The organism is Sediminibacterium sp. GW821-FHT12F12 (genome assembly GCF_058806635.1).
The window spans coordinates 246,623-262,580 of sequence record NZ_JBXAPW010000001.1 but is presented as its reverse complement, the minus strand read 5'-3'; the positions used below and the strand labels follow the sequence as shown (position 1 = coordinate 262,580).

The window sequence follows — 15,958 nt, the reverse complement described above, 5'->3', positions numbered from 1 at the left end:
GTTTCATTTTTGGGTAATCGCTTTTCCTACCTGCAGCATGATTGTATCTGTTCCGGGCATGATGAGTTGGTTGATGAGAAAGGGTGCCACACCTATCAGTACAATACCCACGATCAATATAGCTGCCGCCAGTTTCTCGTTCCAGGTGGCATCGGTTAACAGATTGTATTTCTCTTCAATAGGCCCCATCACTGTTTTGCCCGCGGCACGTAAAATATACACCGCTGTTACCACGATGGAGGCACAGGCAAGGATAGTGGCAAAACGATACCAGCCATCCGGGTTCTGCCAGGCACCCATGAATACGGTCATCTCGGCCACAAAACCACTAAAGCCGGGTAAGCCCAGCGAGCAAAGACCTGCTATCACAAATACGGTTGAGATAAAGGGCATCACTTTTAATAGTCCTCCCAGCTGTGCCACCAAACGGGTATGGGTTCTGCTGTAGATCATGCCAATGGCGGCGAAGAAAAGGGCCGTCATCAATCCATGCGATACCATCTGCAATACCGCACCATTGATCGAAGTGCGTGTCAGCATGCCGATACCCAATATCACAAAACCACAATGGCTTACGGAAGAATAGGCGTTGATATATTTCAGATCGGTCTGCATCATCGTAGCAAATGCACCATAGATGATCGCGATCGTGGCTAATAAAATAATGATCCAGGAATAGGCATGTGCCGCATCTGGCATCAGGAAAGTGGCTACGCGCAAACAACCATATCCACCCAGTTTCATCGAGATCCCCGCCAGGAACATAGAAGCTGCAGTGGGAGCAGATGCGTGACCATCCGGTACCCAGGTATGAAAAGGAAACAGCGCACCAAATATGCCAAAGCCCAGAAAGGCAAAAGGGAAAAAGAATTTCTGTACTTCCAGCGGAATAGCCGTGGTAGCGATCTGCATCAGGTCAAAAGAACCTGTCTGGTAATATACACCCATCAATCCGATAAATACCAGTGCCGAGCCGCCCATCAGCATCAGGGCCAGTTTCATAGCGCTGTACTCTTTTTTACCGCTTCCCCAGATCCCGATCAACAGGAATTTGGGGATCACAGCTACTTCGAGGAAAAAGAACAAAGTGAATATATCGAGCGAGATAAAAAATCCATACGCCCCCATGCTTAACAGGAGCAGCAGGAAGAAAAATTCTTTACTCAGTTTTTCCATGGTCCATGATACGAGGATGCCCGCCACTACTACCGAAGCAGTTAACAGGATCATGGCAATGGAAATACCATCTACCCCGATATGATAATTGATATGCAGACCGGTAAACCATTCGTGTTTGCTTTCAAACAACATGGGTGATGTGTTACCGGCAGCTCTTTCATTACTATACAACAGCAACAAACGTAAGGATACGGCCAGTTGTGCCACAGAACCTACCAGTGCCGCCATACGAACCTGTTTCAGTCCGTTGCAGAAAAGGATCACAACAGCGGTGACCAGTGGGAGTAAGATGAGTAAGGACAGGTTCATAATAAGCTCATTTCCATATATAAATAAATAGTACCGCCAATGCGGCTACCCCTCCAAAGAAATACAGCGCATAGCTCTGTACCCTTCCGGATTGTAGCCCTTTGATCCATTCAGAGATCTTAGCTGTAACAGCCGCCAGCAGGTTCATCAGTCCGTCTACAATATTTTTATCGATCCACGCAATCGGCGCACCGATGAGCGGGAAAATTATTTTTTGGGTGATGAACAGGTACAGTTCATCCATATAAAATTTACGGCTCGCTGCTCTGTACAAACCACCCATGGCGGCAGCCAGCTTCGTTGGTTTATCATTGGCCACCCGGTACATAGATGCCGCCAGCAGAATAGCGAGTACCGATAAGGTTACAGGCGCAATAGAAAAACTCAGATCCGTATGTGTTTCCAGCGCCGCGCCATCAGAAGTGATAAACTGCGCGAAAGGAATAAATCCTGCTGCTACCGCACAGGTAGCCAATACCACCAGCGGAAACTTCATAGAGAAAGTTCCTTCGCCATGTTCTGTATGCAGATGTGGTGCTTCTTTGCTCCAGAAGATAGAGAAATACAAACGGAACATATAAAAAGAAGTCAGTGCCGCCGTAAACAGGGCCACACCAAAAATGAGTTTGTTGGAATGATAGGCCGCCAGCAATATTTCTTCCTTACTGAAAAATCCGGCAAACGGCGGAACACCGGCAATGGCCAGGCAACCGATCAGGAAGGCGATATGCGTGATAGGCATCAGCTTGCGCAGTCCACCCATATCTTTCATATCATTACTATGCACTAAATGTATCACCGCACCGGCGCCAAGGAATAACAGTGATTTAAAGAAAGCATGTGTAAAAAGATGGAACATGGAAGCCATATAACCCAACCCCCCTTCACCCCCCTGTTTGGCAATACCAAGCGCAAACATCATATAACCGATCTGCGACATGGTAGAATAAGCCAGTACCCGTTTAATATCTGTTTGTGTACAGGCAATTACGGCCGCGAGTAAAGCGGAGAAAGCACCTACATACGTTACTACCTGCAGCGCACTCGCATCCATGGAGTAAATCGGGAATAAACGGGCTACCAGGTATACACCAGCCACCACCATAGTAGCAGCGTGGATCAATGCGGATACAGGTGTAGGACCTTCCATCGCATCAGGTAACCAGATATGCAGGGGGAACATGGCCGATTTACCGGCACCGCCGATAAATACCAAAGTTAATCCCCAGGTAAGCATAGATACACCCAGAAAACCCGCGGTAGCCATACCGGTGAATTCGGTGGATTGTGCCGATGTTAATCTTTCGATCAGGGTAGCAATATCGAGTGTATGTCCGTAAAAAGCCAGTACCAGTATTCCCACCAGGAATCCCAGGTCGGCAAAACGGGTAACGATGAATGCTTTTTTGGAAGCTGCAACAGCAGAAGGTTTGTTGTAATAATAACCTATCAGTAAAAAAGAAGAAACACCTACCAGTTCCCAGAACATATAGATCTGGAACAGGTTGCCGGATAATACCAATCCCAGCATAGAAAATGTAAACAGACCGAGATAGGCATAATAGGTAGCAAAGCGCTCCTCTCCTTTCATATAACCAAGACTGAACACATGCACCATCAGTGAAACAAAAGTAACCACCACCAGCATCATTACAGAGATCGGATCAACGATGGCGCTGATATCAATGGATACGCCGGGCGAAAACTCGAGCCAGGTAAATTTAAAAGCAGTGATCTTCTGGTAAACACCATTCAGCTTTCCATCGCCCAGAAAATACTGCCTGGCGGCCAGTAAGGATAAAACGGTGGCAGCAAGCAAGGAGCCCGTACCCAGGATACCGGAAAAAGTTTTCAGGTATTTTCTTCCAAACAGACCCAGCACCAGGAAAGTGATCAGTGGCAAAAGCGGGATCCATACTATGTAGGAATAGTTTGACATCGTTTTAATATTTCAGTTCCGTGGCATCTTCCACATCTATAGAGTTATGGCTTCTGTACAGGTTAATGATAATGGCAATGGCCACCGCCGCCTCGGCAGCAGCAATGGTAATGATGAACAATGTGAAAAAGATCCCGTCCAGCTTTTCGGGCCAGAGGTATTTATTGAAAGCTACAAAATTGATGTTTACACTGTTCAGCATCAGTTCTATCGACATCAGCATGGTGATGATATTACGGCGGGTAAACAAGCCATACATGCCAATGCAGAACAGTGCGGTACTTACAAACAGGATATGCGCCAGGGGTACACTATTCATATCAAGCCTCCTTTTCTGTTGTGGATGAAGTAAAATCTGAATGAATCATCAGTTTGCCGGCCGGCGGTTCAGCTGCTTCCAGGTTGCCGCTTTTGTTTTTCATGGCGATCACAATACATCCCACCATGGCCGCCAGCAATAACATACTCACAGCTTCAAAGGGCAGGATAAAACCGTGTTCGGTAGTACTCAGCATCTGCATACCAATTTCTCCCACTGCTACCTGGAATGGTTGGGATGCCTGTTCGGCAAAACCGTATTCTGAGATCAGGTTATAGATCAGTGCCAGTCCGAACAAAACGGCCAGCAACGAAAACAAGACATGTTTACCCGAAGGTTTGGCCATTTCTTTACCCGATTGCTGGGTAAGGAAAATGGAAAAAATGATCAGTACCACAATACCTCCTACATATACAATGATCTGTACAGCGGCTATAAACTCTACCTGCAGCCAGAAATACAAGGCAGCAATGCCTACCAGTGAGAACAGCAGCCAGATGGCAGACCGGAATATTTTTCGTGTGGTAACAGCCAGTATACCTGCTCCGAGGATAAAAGCTGCTATGCAATAGAATATGATGGCAGATGCTTCCATTATTCAACGCCCTCCCTTACTTTAGAACCTGGTTTATTTAATTTTTTGGTGAGTTTGTTTCTATCGTATACACTGTGCTCAAAATTCTGCGCCATGCTGATGGCACCTGTTGGGCAGGCTTCCACACATAAATTACACATGGTACAGAGTTCAAGGTGATAGATGAATGTATCGATCGCTTTTTTCTTTTTCCCTTCGGGAGTCATGTCAAATTTGGTAATGATCTTGATGGTACCGTTAGGGCAGGCCAGTTCACAGGCAGTGCAGCCCGTGCAGGCATGTTCGTTATTGGCATCATGCGCCATTACCACTTCGCCACGGAAACGCTCGGCCAGTTTCAGTGTGGCGCGGTTATCGGGATATTGCTCGGTGATGATCTCTTTGGGATGGAAGAAATAATAACCGGTCTTCCGCATCCCCTTCAGTAAAGAGGTTACGCCACCATAAACATCTTTTATGTACTCTTTCAAAAACATGTATCCTGTTTTATTTACTCTGTGATCCCCGGTAGCTCCTTGTCTTTGTGTTGAAAATATTTATTTACGAATAATACTTTTTCAACACAGAGACACAAAGAACACGGAGTTGCACGGAGCGTTACTGAATAAAAGCCCCTCACGCTCAACCTAAAAATGCCATCCCAATATTGCTATCAGTGTTACCAGTAAGAGGTTGAATAAACTTATCGGTAACAGGTATTTCCACTCCAGGTTCAATAACTGGTCTACCCGCAAACGCGGGAAGGTCCACCGGAACCACATAATTAAAAAGATGAGGAAAAATGTTTTTCCCAAAAACCAGACAGAGGAGGGGATATAATCCATCACGTGGTTAAAGCCTTCCCAGTTGCCGATATGCAAAGGCATCCATCCTCCCAGAAACAGGGTGGCACCAATGGCACACACAATAAATATGTTGATATATTCCGCCAGAAAGAACAGGGCAAATTTCATCCCCGAATATTCTGTATGGAATCCGGCTGTTAGTTCTGATTCCGCTTCTGCCAAATCAAAAGGTGCCCGGTTGGTTTCTGCTGTAACAGCGATCAGAAAAATCACAAAAGCAATGATCACCGGAATATGCCCCTTAAACAACCACCAGCCATCCTGCTGCGAAGCAATGATATCAGAGATCTGCAGGCTGCCGGTTAATACCACTACGGATAAGATGGCCAGTCCGGCAGACAATTCATAACTCACGATCTGTGCACCACTGCGCATGGCACCCAATAAAGAATACTTGTTATTACTGGCCCAGCCTGCCATCAGGATCCCGATCACGGAAAGGGAAGAAACCGCAGATACATACAACACTCCGATATTGATATCCCAGATCTGAAAATTTTTAGCAAAAGCAATGGGTGCCAGCAGCAGCATGGCCACGATCATCACTACAAATGGGGCGAGATTGAACAGGAACTTATCCGCCAGATCGGGGGTAAGCCCTTCTTTCATGATCAGTTTCACTGTATCGGCCACCGTCTGGAACATACCACCCGGACCTACGCGATTAGGCCCCAGCCTGATCTGGATATGCGCGGCCACTTTTCTTTCCATCAGTACCAATACCAATCCCAGCACCGCAAACAAAGAAATGGCCAGCAGTATCACAATGGCGCATTCAATCAACAAAGCCACCTGCGGGTTGAATGTGTTGAGCAACCAGTTCTGTACCGTGCCTGTAATGCCTTCTAAACTGAACATCGTTTATAAATTACTTTCGTTTATGATCGCGTTATTGTGAATGGTCAATTGTCAATTACCTATTCACCATTGCCCATTGACAATTCACTACTGACTACTCACCACTCCCTACCTGTCAATATCCGGTATCACCAGATCCAATGTTCCCATCGTGGCCATCAGGTCTCCGATCTTGCTGCCCCTGGCCATATGATCCAGCGCGGAAAGATTGGAGAATCCGGGTGAGCGGTATTTTATCCGGTACGGCGTGGTTCCTCCCTCACTTACCAGGTACACACCCAGTTCACCACGGGCTGTTTCTACTCTTGTATAAAACTCTCCTTTCGGTGGTTTCAGTACCGCTTTTGTTTTGGCCTGAAATTCTCCTTCCGGAATGGCATCAATCAGTTGTTCGATGATCCGGATAGACTGGTTCATTTCTCTTACCCTTACCATATAACGGGCAAAAGAATCTCCGGCAGTATCCAGCACTTCATCAAATTGCACCTTATCGTATACTTCATAAGGATAGAGCTTCCTGATATCACAACTTACCCCACTGGCCCTTGCTACCGGGCCGCTGCAACCATACGAGATCGCATCTTCCTTGGATAAAAAACCTACCCCTTTGGTACGGCTCTGGAAAATCACGTTATTGGTAACCAGGTCCTCGTACTCAGTTACTTTATGCTTGAACTGCGTTACAAACTCTTTTACTTTTTGCTGAAAGGAAGGATGGATATCATACATCACACCACCCGGCACCATATAGTTCATGGTTAACCTGGCGCCGCAGGTTTCTTCCATGATATCTGTGATCAGCTCTCTTTCGCGGAATGCGTAGAAGAAGGGAGTGAAGGCACCCAGGTCCATAGCCATGGCACCGATCCACAGTTCGTGCGAAGCAATACGGGTCAACTCATTCATCAATACCCTGATCACTTTGGCACGTTCGGGTACTTCTATCTGCATGGCTTTCTCCACCGTCATGGCACAGGCCAGGTTATTGATATGGGCAGAGAGATAATCCATCCGGCTGGTTACATAGGTAAACTGGCGGTAGGTAAGACTCTCCGTCATTTTTTCAATAGAGCGGTGAATATAACCCAGGTGGGGTTCGATTTTTTTGATGGTTTCGCCGTCGAGTGTGATCACGAGATGCAGCACGCCATGTGTGGCAGGGTGCTGCGGCCCCATATTAATCACCAGTTCGCCTTCAGGACCGTCTGCTGTGGTATCTTTTATCACATCTGTTTGCGTATACATGCCCGGCTACAGTTTTATCATATTAATAGGATCCTCAAAATCTTTCCGCAAGGGGAATCCTTCAAAATCATCTGTCAGTATCAGCCTGCGCAGATCCGGATGGTTCAGGAATATCACACCAAATAACTCAAATACTTCCCGCTCATGAAATTCTGCCGTACGCCAGATATCGCATACCGTTTCAATTTCTGGTGTGGTCCTGTCAAGGTTGGCTTTTACTACGATAGTATGTCTGTGTGTGGTGGAAGAAAGATGGTACACCATGGTAAGGTGGGTTTTCCAGTCAACACAGGTGAGACAGAAAAGGTAATCAAAGTGCATCGCCGACCGGCGCAGTCCCTGAGCCAGTGCTTTCCATTTGGCAGGTTCTACGAGAATATTCAGCCACTCGCCGGTTTCGTCAAAACTGACGGAAGGTTCCAGGGCGAGGATCTGTTCTTTGAGTACTTCGTTCGTCATACAGTTTCTTTATACTAGGCTTTTGATTGCTCGCGGATCTGTTCGCGGGTCAACCCACTTTTTATCTTTTCCTGTAAACTGATCATGGCATGCAGCAAAGCTTCCGGTCTGGGCGGACATCCAGGGATATATACATCTACCGGAATAATATGATCGGCTCCTTTTACTACTGAATAGGTATTGTAAAAGAAAGGTCCGCCGCTGATAGCGCAGGCACCCATGGCAATTACGTATTTGGGATCGGGGATCTGGTCGTACAAGCGTTTCAGCACGGGTCCCATTTTATTAACGATGGTTCCGGCAATAATGATCAGATCGGCCTGTCTTGGTGAGGCGCGCGCCACTTCAAATCCAAAGCGGGAAAAATCGTATTTGGCCGATGCGGTAGACATCATTTCGATGCCGCAGCAACTGGTAGCAAAAGTGAGGGGCCATAAAGAGTTGGAGCGTGCCCAGTTAATCAGGCCATCAAAACTGCTGACAATGATACCACCGCCTGCTGTGGGAACAATTTCTCCCGGAAAATCAGCCCGTTCCTGTAATGTATCGGTTAACTCCATTTCAATGCTCCTTTTTTATGTGCATATAAAAAGCCCATGAACAATATAAATATGAAGATGAAAATCTCTACCAAAGCAATGATCCCTATTTTCTTTACCACCACGGCCCAGGGATAGAGGAAAACCAGCTCCACATCAAAAATGAGGAACAAAAGGGCAAACAGGTAATAACCTACATGAAACTGGTGCCAGGGAGATGTTTGTGTCGGGATACCACATTCGTAAGGCTGGCCTTTCTGTGGATTGGTACTTTTCTTCAGCAGGAACTTTCCAACCAGGATGCCGCCGGCAGAAAAGAGGATGGCTGCCAGACCCAAAGCGATCAAAGAAATGGCTCCCATATGCAAATTCGGGTGTGAATTTTATACCCACCCCAAATTACGGAATTTCATACCAAAAAAATGATGTAGACAAAGAATTGCAACGCTTATTTCAAAAAAAACAGAAATAGCATAAAATCATCGGAAAACCTTTCTTTCCAACAAATGACTTTCATCATTTTTCTGACAAGCCTCTGATAATCTGTAGAATCGTTTCCGTTTCCCGGCGTGTGTCTGATAGGAGGCCGGCAATAGACGTTTCATCAAATGCTGTTAATGCATCTATCTTTTTGGCCAACTCCGAAAGTAATCCCAATCCTGCCGTTAACGTAGTTCCTTTTAATTTGTGCCCCCCGCTTTTCAGTGCGGGCAGGTCTTTTTGTCTGAAATTTTCTTCCAGTTCAAGGATGGATTTACGGATCTCTGTTTCTATGGAAGACAAAAATACGTTCAGCATGGCATCATCGGCCCCCACTATATCCCGGAGCTTGTTCAGGTTAATATGCTCTTCTATCTGATCCATAGTGTTTACCGGTTCTCCTGTTTCTGAAGGTGTATGAGAAGCAATGGCCCATTTATTAAAAACAGTTCTAACCGTGTCTTCTATAATCGGCTTTGCGATAAAATCATTCATACCCGCCTCTATACATGTTTCCCTCTCTCCTTTTACATTACCCGCCGTTACCGCGATAATAGGCACTTCTTTGCCGTTTTCGAGCAAGCGTATTTTGCGGGTAGCTTCATACCCATTCATTTCAGGCATCTGGATATCCATGAAAATGAAATCTGGCATCTGCCCGGTACAGATCCGCAACGCTGCTTTACCATTTTCCGCTTCCAGGATCTCTGCATTGGGTGCGATTCGCTGGATGATGGTTTTTGCCAGTAACATATTCACAGCCCCATCTTCTGCAATCATTATCCGCAGAGCGTTCAGGTTGGCCACGGGTAAATTGGCTGCTGGTGCCACTTCCTGCCCTTCTTTCTGTAAACCCAGCCTCGATAAAGCCGTATACAGATCCTGCATTTTGATCGGTTTTACCAGGCGAAGCGATACCTGCAGTTCCTGGCATTTGCGAACCAGACCCTCATCATCTGACGAGCTTGACAGGAGAATGATCGGCTGCTCTTCGGCCGTTGCATAAAAACTCTTCCTGATCTTCTGGATGGTCTCGAGTCCGTCCATGATCGGCATATTATAATCCGTAAGAATCACATCATATTTTTTTCCGGTTCCCAGTATCTGCAGGGCTTCAATTCCATTCTGGGCCAGATCGGCCTGAATATTCTGCAGCAGGAGCATCTGGGTAATGATCGTGCGGTTATTCTCATTATCATCTACAATCAGCACTTTTTTGATGGAGGAAATATTCTCCCATCGAAGGGGTTGCCCCTGTTCGGCTGCCAGTTGCAGGTCGAAATAAAAACTGCTCCCCTTTCCGGGACTGCTCTTCAGTTGTAACTGGCTTCCCATCAGTGCCAGCAGGCGGTTGGATATGGTGAGTCCCAAACCGGTTCCGCCATATCGTTTGGTAACTGTTCCGTCTTCCTGCGAAAATGCCTGGAAGATTTTTTTCTGTTTATCTTCCCTGATACCGATACCAGTATCTCTTACTTCAAAACGGACCATGATTTCTTTATCTGATACCGCGTGTAACAATTCAATTTTCAGTTCTATCTCTCCCTGTTCTGTAAACTTAGATGCATTGCTCAGCAGGTTAATGAGGATCTGTTTTAGGCGAACCGCATCGGCCCAGATAAATCTCGGTAACTCAGCAGAAATATTCAGCAGCATTTCCAGGCGCTTTTTCTTTACCTGAAAGCTGATCATATCTGCCGCCTGACTGGCAATTTCATAGAGATCACATTTTTCCATTTCCAATTCCAGTTTTCCGGCTTCGATCTTGGAAAAATCGAGAATATCGTTGATGATACTCAGCAGGGTATTGGCCGATTGGTTAACGATAGACAGGTACTGCTGCTGGGTTTCGTCCAGTCTGGTTTTCAGTATCAGGTCGGTAAAGCCGATCACACCATTCAGTGGGGTGCGGATCTCATGACTCATACTGGCCAGAAATTCAGACTTGGCCTGATTGGCCTGTTCGGCGGTTTTCTTGGCTGTTTTTAATTCATCGCGCTGCAAACAGATTTCTGTGATATCCTGGGTAAACATCATGATACCACCAATGGATCCATCAAAGAGATACCAGGGTCTTACTTCCCACCGCAGGTATTGATCATGCGTCCATCCCGGCGGACGCCATACATCTTCTTCATTTTTTTCAATGGCTCCTGCCAGGCAACGGGCATGTATTTCTTTCCAGTGCTGTGAGATATTGGGGAATACCTCGTAATGCGATAAACCGATAATATTTTTACCCACCAACTGGTATTCTTCCATCCAGCGGTTACTGATGGCAATATATCTCACTTCCCTGTCGAACATGGCCACTGCCGCAGGAGCATTCTCTACAAAAGCAGAGAGGCGGGCTTTTTCAACGATCAGTTCCCGCTCGATCTGTTTTCGTTCAGAAATATCCTGGATTACCGAATACACACGTTCTTCCCCGCTTTCATCCGTAAACCTGATCCCATTCAACAGCACAGGGATGGGATGCCCATCTTTGTGCAGGTATACTTTTTCGTATGGACCATACCGGCCGGTATCTGTGAGCGACTGGCGATGTTTGATCTCCTCTGCATCGTATCTGGCGGGGGTTACATCATGGTGACTGAGTTGCCTGTATTCTGCTTCCGTGTAACCGATCATATTGTACAGTGCCTGATTGCCATCGATGAATTTACCATCTGCGTGGCGATTAATGGCTATGCCAACCGGAGAGTTATCGAAGAAAGCGCGGTATTTGGCCTCATTGATCTGAAGCGCCAGTTTGACTTTTTTCTGTTCATCAATATCCTGAAAAGCGCCAAAGATTCTTTTGCATTTCCCATCTACCATTTCTGCCTTACCCAATACCCGCACCCATCTTTCGTTACCTTTGGCAGTAACCAGTTGCAATTCAAGATCCCAGGAACCACCCGCTTCCATGGCTTTCGACACGACTTCTTCGATCAGCTGCCGGCTCTCACCTTCTTTGTAGAAATGAATGGCAGTAGTAAGGTCGGGCACAAAATCTTCCGGCACTTCATGAATCTGGCAGGTAACAGGCGACCAGAATATTTTATTTTTTTCTGGTAAAATCTCCCAGGCACCTATGCGGGCTACCTGGTTGGTATTTTCCAGAATTTCTTTGGTTCGCTGCAGGTCTTTTTCAAGGCGTAACCTGTCTGATATGTCAACCGAATTACCGATCACATACAAATTTCCTTCCCCATCCCTTTCCACCGTATTGTTATACAGCCATACCCGCAGAGAACCGTTTTTATGCAGAGTGGTCATCAACCCTTTCGATCTTCCAGTGGTTTCCATTTCGGCCAGGTAAGTATGTATCGAAGCATGGTGAGCCGGTGGAACAATATCGAAAAGTGTTTTCTCAAGTAACTCAGCGGGTGTATAACCCAAGAGCTCCGCACCCGCGGTATTGATACTGATAAATGCCCCGGTCATATCATGGGTACACATTAATCCCTGCGAATTCTCGAAGAAGGACCTGAACTTACTTTCACTGGCCATCACTTCCTGCTCCTTGATTTTTTCAGAAGTAACATCACGGCCGATGGCAAAAAGATAACCACTCTGGGGCTCGGGTGTGGCTACCCATTGAATGATCTTATACGAACCATCTCTGGCGCGGAAACGATTGCTGAAGTTGATCGTTATCTCACCTGCCGCCAGTTTACGGATCTCATTTTCTGTAATGGCTATATCATCCGGATGAATAAAATCAAAAAAACTACTGCTGAGGAAAATGGCTTCCTGCCAGCCTAATATTTTTTCAAATGCGGGGTTAATTCTTTTAAAATAACCATCTGTAGCTGCCACACCAATCATATCATTCGACATGGTAAAGAGCTTCTCGAAATTCTCAAGCTCTTCCCGCTGGCGTTTTTCTGTGATCAGCGACATGACTTCTTTGGCCAACAGGGAAAGCGATTCCTGCTGGTTGGCAGTCAATTTTCTGGGAACACGGTCTATCACACACAAAGTTCCCAACGCATAGCCTTTATTATCTATGAGTGGGAAACCCGCATAAAACCGGATATGGGGGTCGCCGGTTACCAGTGGATTATGCTTAAAACGTTCGTCAAATGAAGCATCTTCTATCTCAAACAGAGATGGCTGCAAAATGGCATACCGGCAAAATGCCTGCTCGCGGGGTGTTTGGGTAATGGAAAGTCCTTGTTTGGATTTGAACCATTGCCGGTCTTCATCAATTAATGTAACCAGTGAGATGGGTACGTCGCAGATCAGCGAAGCCAGTTTGGTAAGGCGGTCATAGACTTCTTCACCCAGGGTATCCAGTATATGATACGCTTTTAATGCCTCCAGTCTTGCAGTTTCATTTATAGGCTGAATATCATCTCGCATTGTCTGGATATCAATAGGATTTGAGTTGAGTTATCCTATTTTGCCGATGGCATAGCAGGATAATGGATTCTGAAACAAGATACAGAATTATTGAAAACAGCATTGTCAAAAAAAAGAGGCAATTACTTCCTTTTACGGTTACCAATAGCTCTCCCCGACCCTCAATTCTGCCAAACCAAACAATTTGCGTAGCTTACCCCGCTGTTGGATGCAAAAACAGCCTTTGGGGAGAGTTATCCAGCCATTAATCCTACTATTTTGAAGCAAGGCAATTTTGAATATATCAACAAACACAAAAGCCGTAGTTCTGCAGACCCCAAACAACGGATCACGTATAGCTTTCATAACAAAGAATATACCATTATTGGCCAGGTAGAAGAAGAAGGTAACCTGGTCTGTATTTACGAATACCGCGGCAAATATATTGGTACCGAATTCCTGATCTCTTTCTCTAAAAATTCTGTTTCGTACAGATTGATCAATGTAGATGAAATAGGCAATGAACCCGTACAATAATGTATATGGCTTGCAGGGTTAGGATCCCGGCTGTATCTTTTTCACATACACAGCATTCTCCCTGAACATTTGTAAACCGGAAGCAGTAGACAGATAAGGCAGATGGTACCTGCGGTGATTCTGCCTACTGATCTCTAACAGGATATGCCAATGCCGGATAATTTCTTTCCAGGCAAAAAATACAGAATGCCGGGGATCATACATATGTGTAGGCTCACTGCCTGCACCGTTTAATTCTATAATGGAAAAGTGTTTCCCTTCCTTCAGCTCTTCCCAGCTCCGGTAACGGATATCCAGGCGGCCAAAATAAAAACCGGGCACCTGCTTACAAATTCCATCAATCATAGAAACAAGCTTTCCATCCGCCCGGTCACTGTCATCCAGAAACAAGGCTCCGCGGGCATGGTTACCATAAGGAACCAATACTTTTTTTTCGCCGGCTGGTACTACTTCGGCCAATAAATGCTGCATGGTTTGTTCCAGAATAGGCAACTGTAGTATGTACCGGGGATCACGCAGCAGCAGTTCCCTTGTCGGTGTTTTTCCATCACCTGTTACCGCCAGGAATTCTTTTTTCACGATGCCGGAAATATGGCCCGAAGCTTCATCAGGATAACGATAATAAAAGATCCCGATCTCATTTTCATAAGGCACATATTCCTGCACCAGAAAATCAACCTGGCTTTCCTGTGCATACAGTAATGCTTCTTTTTCATCAGCTAATCTGGCCACAGCCAGGCCACGCATCCCAATGTCGGGTTTGGCTATCAAAGGAAAAACAAAACCGGCTGCTCGTATCTGTTCGATCATCTGTTCAACCGGGATACCGGCTGTAAATAACATTGTCTGGGGGTAATAGCGCTCAGGAATCAAATCATAGATCTCCTTTTTGCTTTCCATCAGAAAACCGCCGTTTTTGATACTGGGGTTAGCTGTATTAAAAAAGAAAAAAGAACGGGCCCGGGCACAAAGTACAAACCAGTAGAGGTAAATCGGGCCATACAACATATTGAACGACCAGTACTCCCAGTGCAGCAATTTGATCAAAAAGGGATGATTCAGGATTTTTTTCATCTGCAGATTTCGTTACGAAGAAACGGATTGTAGCGTAAATGGAAGCAGTGACTGGTCGTTACGATTTGCTAACAGATCAAAGTAAGTCATCTTGCCCGCCAGTGGATGAATTTCCATACTCGTAATACTTACTGTAAGCATCCGGTTATCACGGTTCATCCTGATATCATTGACCGGATCACCATCGCCGGCAAAACGATGAAAAAGCAGGATATCTTCCATAGTTGGAGCGGGATACTGTTTCAGCCATTCCGCAAACCAGTATTTGCGTTTGGCGATAACCGCAGGTTCGTATAAAGTTACGGATGACCAGATATGCGGCTGCTCCTGCGATAGTACACGGGTATGCTTGCGGGAACCATCCCAGCAACATTCATAGAGATTTGTCTGGGATAATAAAACAAGGGTAAAAGGCTGGATCCGGAACAGATCTGCCGTGAGAAAACTATCCAGGGGACTTTCTGCCGATAATATCTCTACAAAAATCAGTCCCCGGCTCTTTCGGTACGGTGGTGTTTCAACATGTTTGATAAAACCGCCATTTAACAGCACGGCAGCATACCCGCTTTCGTTGATCCCTATCCAACTGCCACCTGCATCCCCATCTCTGGGGAACAGGATTTTCTTTCCATTAACCATATAGGTTTGTGGGGGCAAGGCAGGCAGGCGGATATTTTTTTCATCGCGGTTAGATGTGATATAATACCCATTATTGGCAGGCAAAAAACTTACTGTGCACATGAGGCTCTGTATTTGAGTGTAGAAGAAGCTACCCCGAAGCCATCGGGCAACACCAGTTCCGTTACTTCTGCTACCGCTACCCTGATCAATGCCATATGATGCACCGTGTGTTCCAGGTTATACAACAGTTCCCGGTAATAGTTGGTAGAAATCGTAATGGTTGCTCCTGAAGAACTTTCCCCGGAAAACTCGAGTAAGAGTGAGGCATCTGCTTTTCCTATCCGGGCATACAGATTTTGTAAGAGGTCTGCAGCCATGGCTTTATCGGTTTCGATCTGTATATCTCTTTTCCGCTTTTCATAATTTACCACACCATGGGCATAGCCCATTTCCAGACAAAGAAACAGTTCGATCACATGCCGTACATGCTGGCCGATAGTAGCCCCGGACAGGCGCTGACTCGCTTGCCTGTATTGTGATGAAGATATATTTGCGAGTACATCCTGCAACTGAACGAATACATGACCGATAGCTTCCTGTATAAGCATAACAAAATTAATTTTGTACTTG

The 15,958-nt window shown here is 45.9% G+C and carries 15 protein-coding genes; 1 reads left to right on the top strand and 14 read right to left on the bottom strand.

Annotation, left to right across the window (positions count from 1 at the left end):
• Positions 1–3 precede the first annotated feature (3 nt).
• The 11 genes from AC1RNB_RS01080 to AC1RNB_RS01030 all read right to left on the bottom strand — a co-directional run bounded on the left by AC1RNB_RS01080 (position 4) and on the right by AC1RNB_RS01030 (position 13,117).
• Entirely contained in the window at positions 4–1,488 is a 1,485-nt protein-coding gene (locus AC1RNB_RS01080) for a complex I subunit 4 family protein (RefSeq protein WP_493079957.1), read from the bottom strand.
• Positions 1,489–1,495: 7 nt separating this feature from the next.
• Complete coding sequence (gene nuoL / locus AC1RNB_RS01075; protein ID WP_493079955.1) at positions 1,496–3,427, bottom strand: NADH-quinone oxidoreductase subunit L; 1,932 nt, start codon at positions 3,425–3,427, stop codon at positions 1,496–1,498.
• Between the two features lie 4 nt (positions 3,428–3,431).
• Positions 3,432–3,746: an NADH-quinone oxidoreductase subunit NuoK gene (gene nuoK / locus AC1RNB_RS01070; protein WP_493079953.1), complete on the bottom strand. Its 315-nt coding sequence runs from the start codon at positions 3,744–3,746 to the stop codon at positions 3,432–3,434.
• A 1-nt stretch (position 3,747) separates the two neighbouring features.
• Positions 3,748–4,341, bottom strand: a complete 594-nt coding sequence (locus AC1RNB_RS01065; RefSeq protein ID WP_493079951.1) for an NADH-quinone oxidoreductase subunit J family protein — start codon at positions 4,339–4,341, stop codon at positions 3,748–3,750.
• A complete protein-coding gene (locus AC1RNB_RS01060; protein WP_493079950.1) occupies positions 4,341–4,817 on the bottom strand; it encodes a 4Fe-4S binding protein in 477 nt (158 codons plus the stop codon). Before AC1RNB_RS01060 ends, AC1RNB_RS01065 begins: the two co-directional genes overlap by 1 nt.
• A 150-nt stretch (positions 4,818–4,967) precedes the next feature.
• On the bottom strand, positions 4,968–6,044 hold the full coding sequence (gene nuoH / locus AC1RNB_RS01055) for an NADH-quinone oxidoreductase subunit NuoH (protein WP_493079948.1): 1,077 nt from the start codon (positions 6,042–6,044) through the stop codon (positions 4,968–4,970).
• A gap of 108 nt (positions 6,045–6,152) precedes the next feature.
• Positions 6,153–7,289, bottom strand: coding sequence for an NADH-quinone oxidoreductase subunit D (locus tag AC1RNB_RS01050; RefSeq protein ID WP_493079946.1), 1,137 nt, complete (start codon positions 7,287–7,289; stop codon positions 6,153–6,155).
• Between the two features lie 6 nt (positions 7,290–7,295).
• Entirely contained in the window at positions 7,296–7,748 is a 453-nt protein-coding gene (locus AC1RNB_RS01045) for an NADH-quinone oxidoreductase subunit C (protein ID WP_493079944.1), read from the bottom strand.
• A gap of 14 nt (positions 7,749–7,762) precedes the next feature.
• A complete protein-coding gene (locus AC1RNB_RS01040; RefSeq protein WP_493079943.1) occupies positions 7,763–8,308 on the bottom strand; it encodes an NADH-quinone oxidoreductase subunit B in 546 nt (181 codons plus the stop codon).
• Positions 8,299–8,649, bottom strand: coding sequence for an NADH-quinone oxidoreductase subunit A (locus tag AC1RNB_RS01035; protein WP_493079942.1), 351 nt, complete (start codon positions 8,647–8,649; stop codon positions 8,299–8,301). Before AC1RNB_RS01035 ends, AC1RNB_RS01040 begins: the two co-directional genes overlap by 10 nt.
• A gap of 154 nt (positions 8,650–8,803) precedes the next feature.
• Positions 8,804–13,117 (bottom strand): PAS domain S-box protein, encoded by a 4,314-nt coding sequence (locus AC1RNB_RS01030; protein ID WP_493079941.1) that lies wholly within the window; start codon positions 13,115–13,117, stop codon positions 8,804–8,806.
• Between the two features lie 258 nt (positions 13,118–13,375).
• On the opposite strand from AC1RNB_RS01030, the gene AC1RNB_RS01025 reads away from it, so the two are divergent.
• Positions 13,376–13,633, top strand: a complete 258-nt coding sequence (locus tag AC1RNB_RS01025) for a hypothetical protein (protein WP_493079939.1) — start codon at positions 13,376–13,378, stop codon at positions 13,631–13,633.
• Positions 13,634–13,651: 18 nt separating this feature from the next.
• Here the strand turns inward: AC1RNB_RS01025 and AC1RNB_RS01020 are convergent, their stop codons facing one another.
• From AC1RNB_RS01020 to AC1RNB_RS01010, 3 genes are read right to left on the bottom strand one after another with little or no spacing between them, the layout of a single operon-like run.
• Entirely contained in the window at positions 13,652–14,707 is a 1,056-nt protein-coding gene (locus AC1RNB_RS01020; protein WP_493079937.1) for a hypothetical protein, read from the bottom strand.
• A gap of 12 nt (positions 14,708–14,719) precedes the next feature.
• Positions 14,720–15,448: an NRDE family protein gene (locus AC1RNB_RS01015; RefSeq protein ID WP_493079935.1), complete on the bottom strand. Its 729-nt coding sequence runs from the start codon at positions 15,446–15,448 to the stop codon at positions 14,720–14,722.
• On the bottom strand, positions 15,436–15,936 hold the full coding sequence (locus tag AC1RNB_RS01010) for a hypothetical protein (protein ID WP_493079933.1): 501 nt from the start codon (positions 15,934–15,936) through the stop codon (positions 15,436–15,438). The genes AC1RNB_RS01015 and AC1RNB_RS01010 overlap by 13 nt, the downstream gene beginning before the upstream one ends.
• Positions 15,937–15,958 lie beyond the last annotated feature (22 nt).

What these genes read in the sequence shown, in the direction of transcription:
- AC1RNB_RS01080 (WP_493079957.1), bottom strand. Translation starts at nt 1,488, where the DNA reads ATGAACCTGTCCTTACTCATCTTACTCCCACTGGTCACCGCTGTTGTG.
- nuoL (WP_493079955.1), bottom strand. Translation starts at nt 3,427, where the DNA reads ATGTCAAACTATTCCTACATAGTATGGATCCCGCTTTTGCCACTGATC.
- nuoK (WP_493079953.1), bottom strand. Translation starts at nt 3,746, where the DNA reads ATGAATAGTGTACCCCTGGCGCATATCCTGTTTGTAAGTACCGCACTG.
- AC1RNB_RS01065 (WP_493079951.1), bottom strand. Translation starts at nt 4,341, where the DNA reads ATGGAAGCATCTGCCATCATATTCTATTGCATAGCAGCTTTTATCCTC.
- AC1RNB_RS01060 (WP_493079950.1), bottom strand. Translation starts at nt 4,817, where the DNA reads ATGTTTTTGAAAGAGTACATAAAAGATGTTTATGGTGGCGTAACCTCT.
- nuoH (WP_493079948.1), bottom strand. Translation starts at nt 6,044, where the DNA reads ATGTTCAGTTTAGAAGGCATTACAGGCACGGTACAGAACTGGTTGCTC.
- AC1RNB_RS01050 (WP_493079946.1), bottom strand. Translation starts at nt 7,289, where the DNA reads ATGTATACGCAAACAGATGTGATAAAAGATACCACAGCAGACGGTCCT.
- AC1RNB_RS01045 (WP_493079944.1), bottom strand. Translation starts at nt 7,748, where the DNA reads ATGACGAACGAAGTACTCAAAGAACAGATCCTCGCCCTGGAACCTTCC.
- AC1RNB_RS01040 (WP_493079943.1), bottom strand. Translation starts at nt 8,308, where the DNA reads ATGGAGTTAACCGATACATTACAGGAACGGGCTGATTTTCCGGGAGAA.
- AC1RNB_RS01035 (WP_493079942.1), bottom strand. Translation starts at nt 8,649, where the DNA reads ATGGGAGCCATTTCTTTGATCGCTTTGGGTCTGGCAGCCATCCTCTTT.
- AC1RNB_RS01030 (WP_493079941.1), bottom strand. Translation starts at nt 13,117, where the DNA reads ATGCGAGATGATATTCAGCCTATAAATGAAACTGCAAGACTGGAGGCA.
- AC1RNB_RS01020 (WP_493079937.1), bottom strand. Translation starts at nt 14,707, where the DNA reads ATGAAAAAAATCCTGAATCATCCCTTTTTGATCAAATTGCTGCACTGG.
- AC1RNB_RS01015 (WP_493079935.1), bottom strand. Translation starts at nt 15,448, where the DNA reads ATGTGCACAGTAAGTTTTTTGCCTGCCAATAATGGGTATTATATCACA.
- AC1RNB_RS01010 (WP_493079933.1), bottom strand. Translation starts at nt 15,936, where the DNA reads ATGCTTATACAGGAAGCTATCGGTCATGTATTCGTTCAGTTGCAGGAT.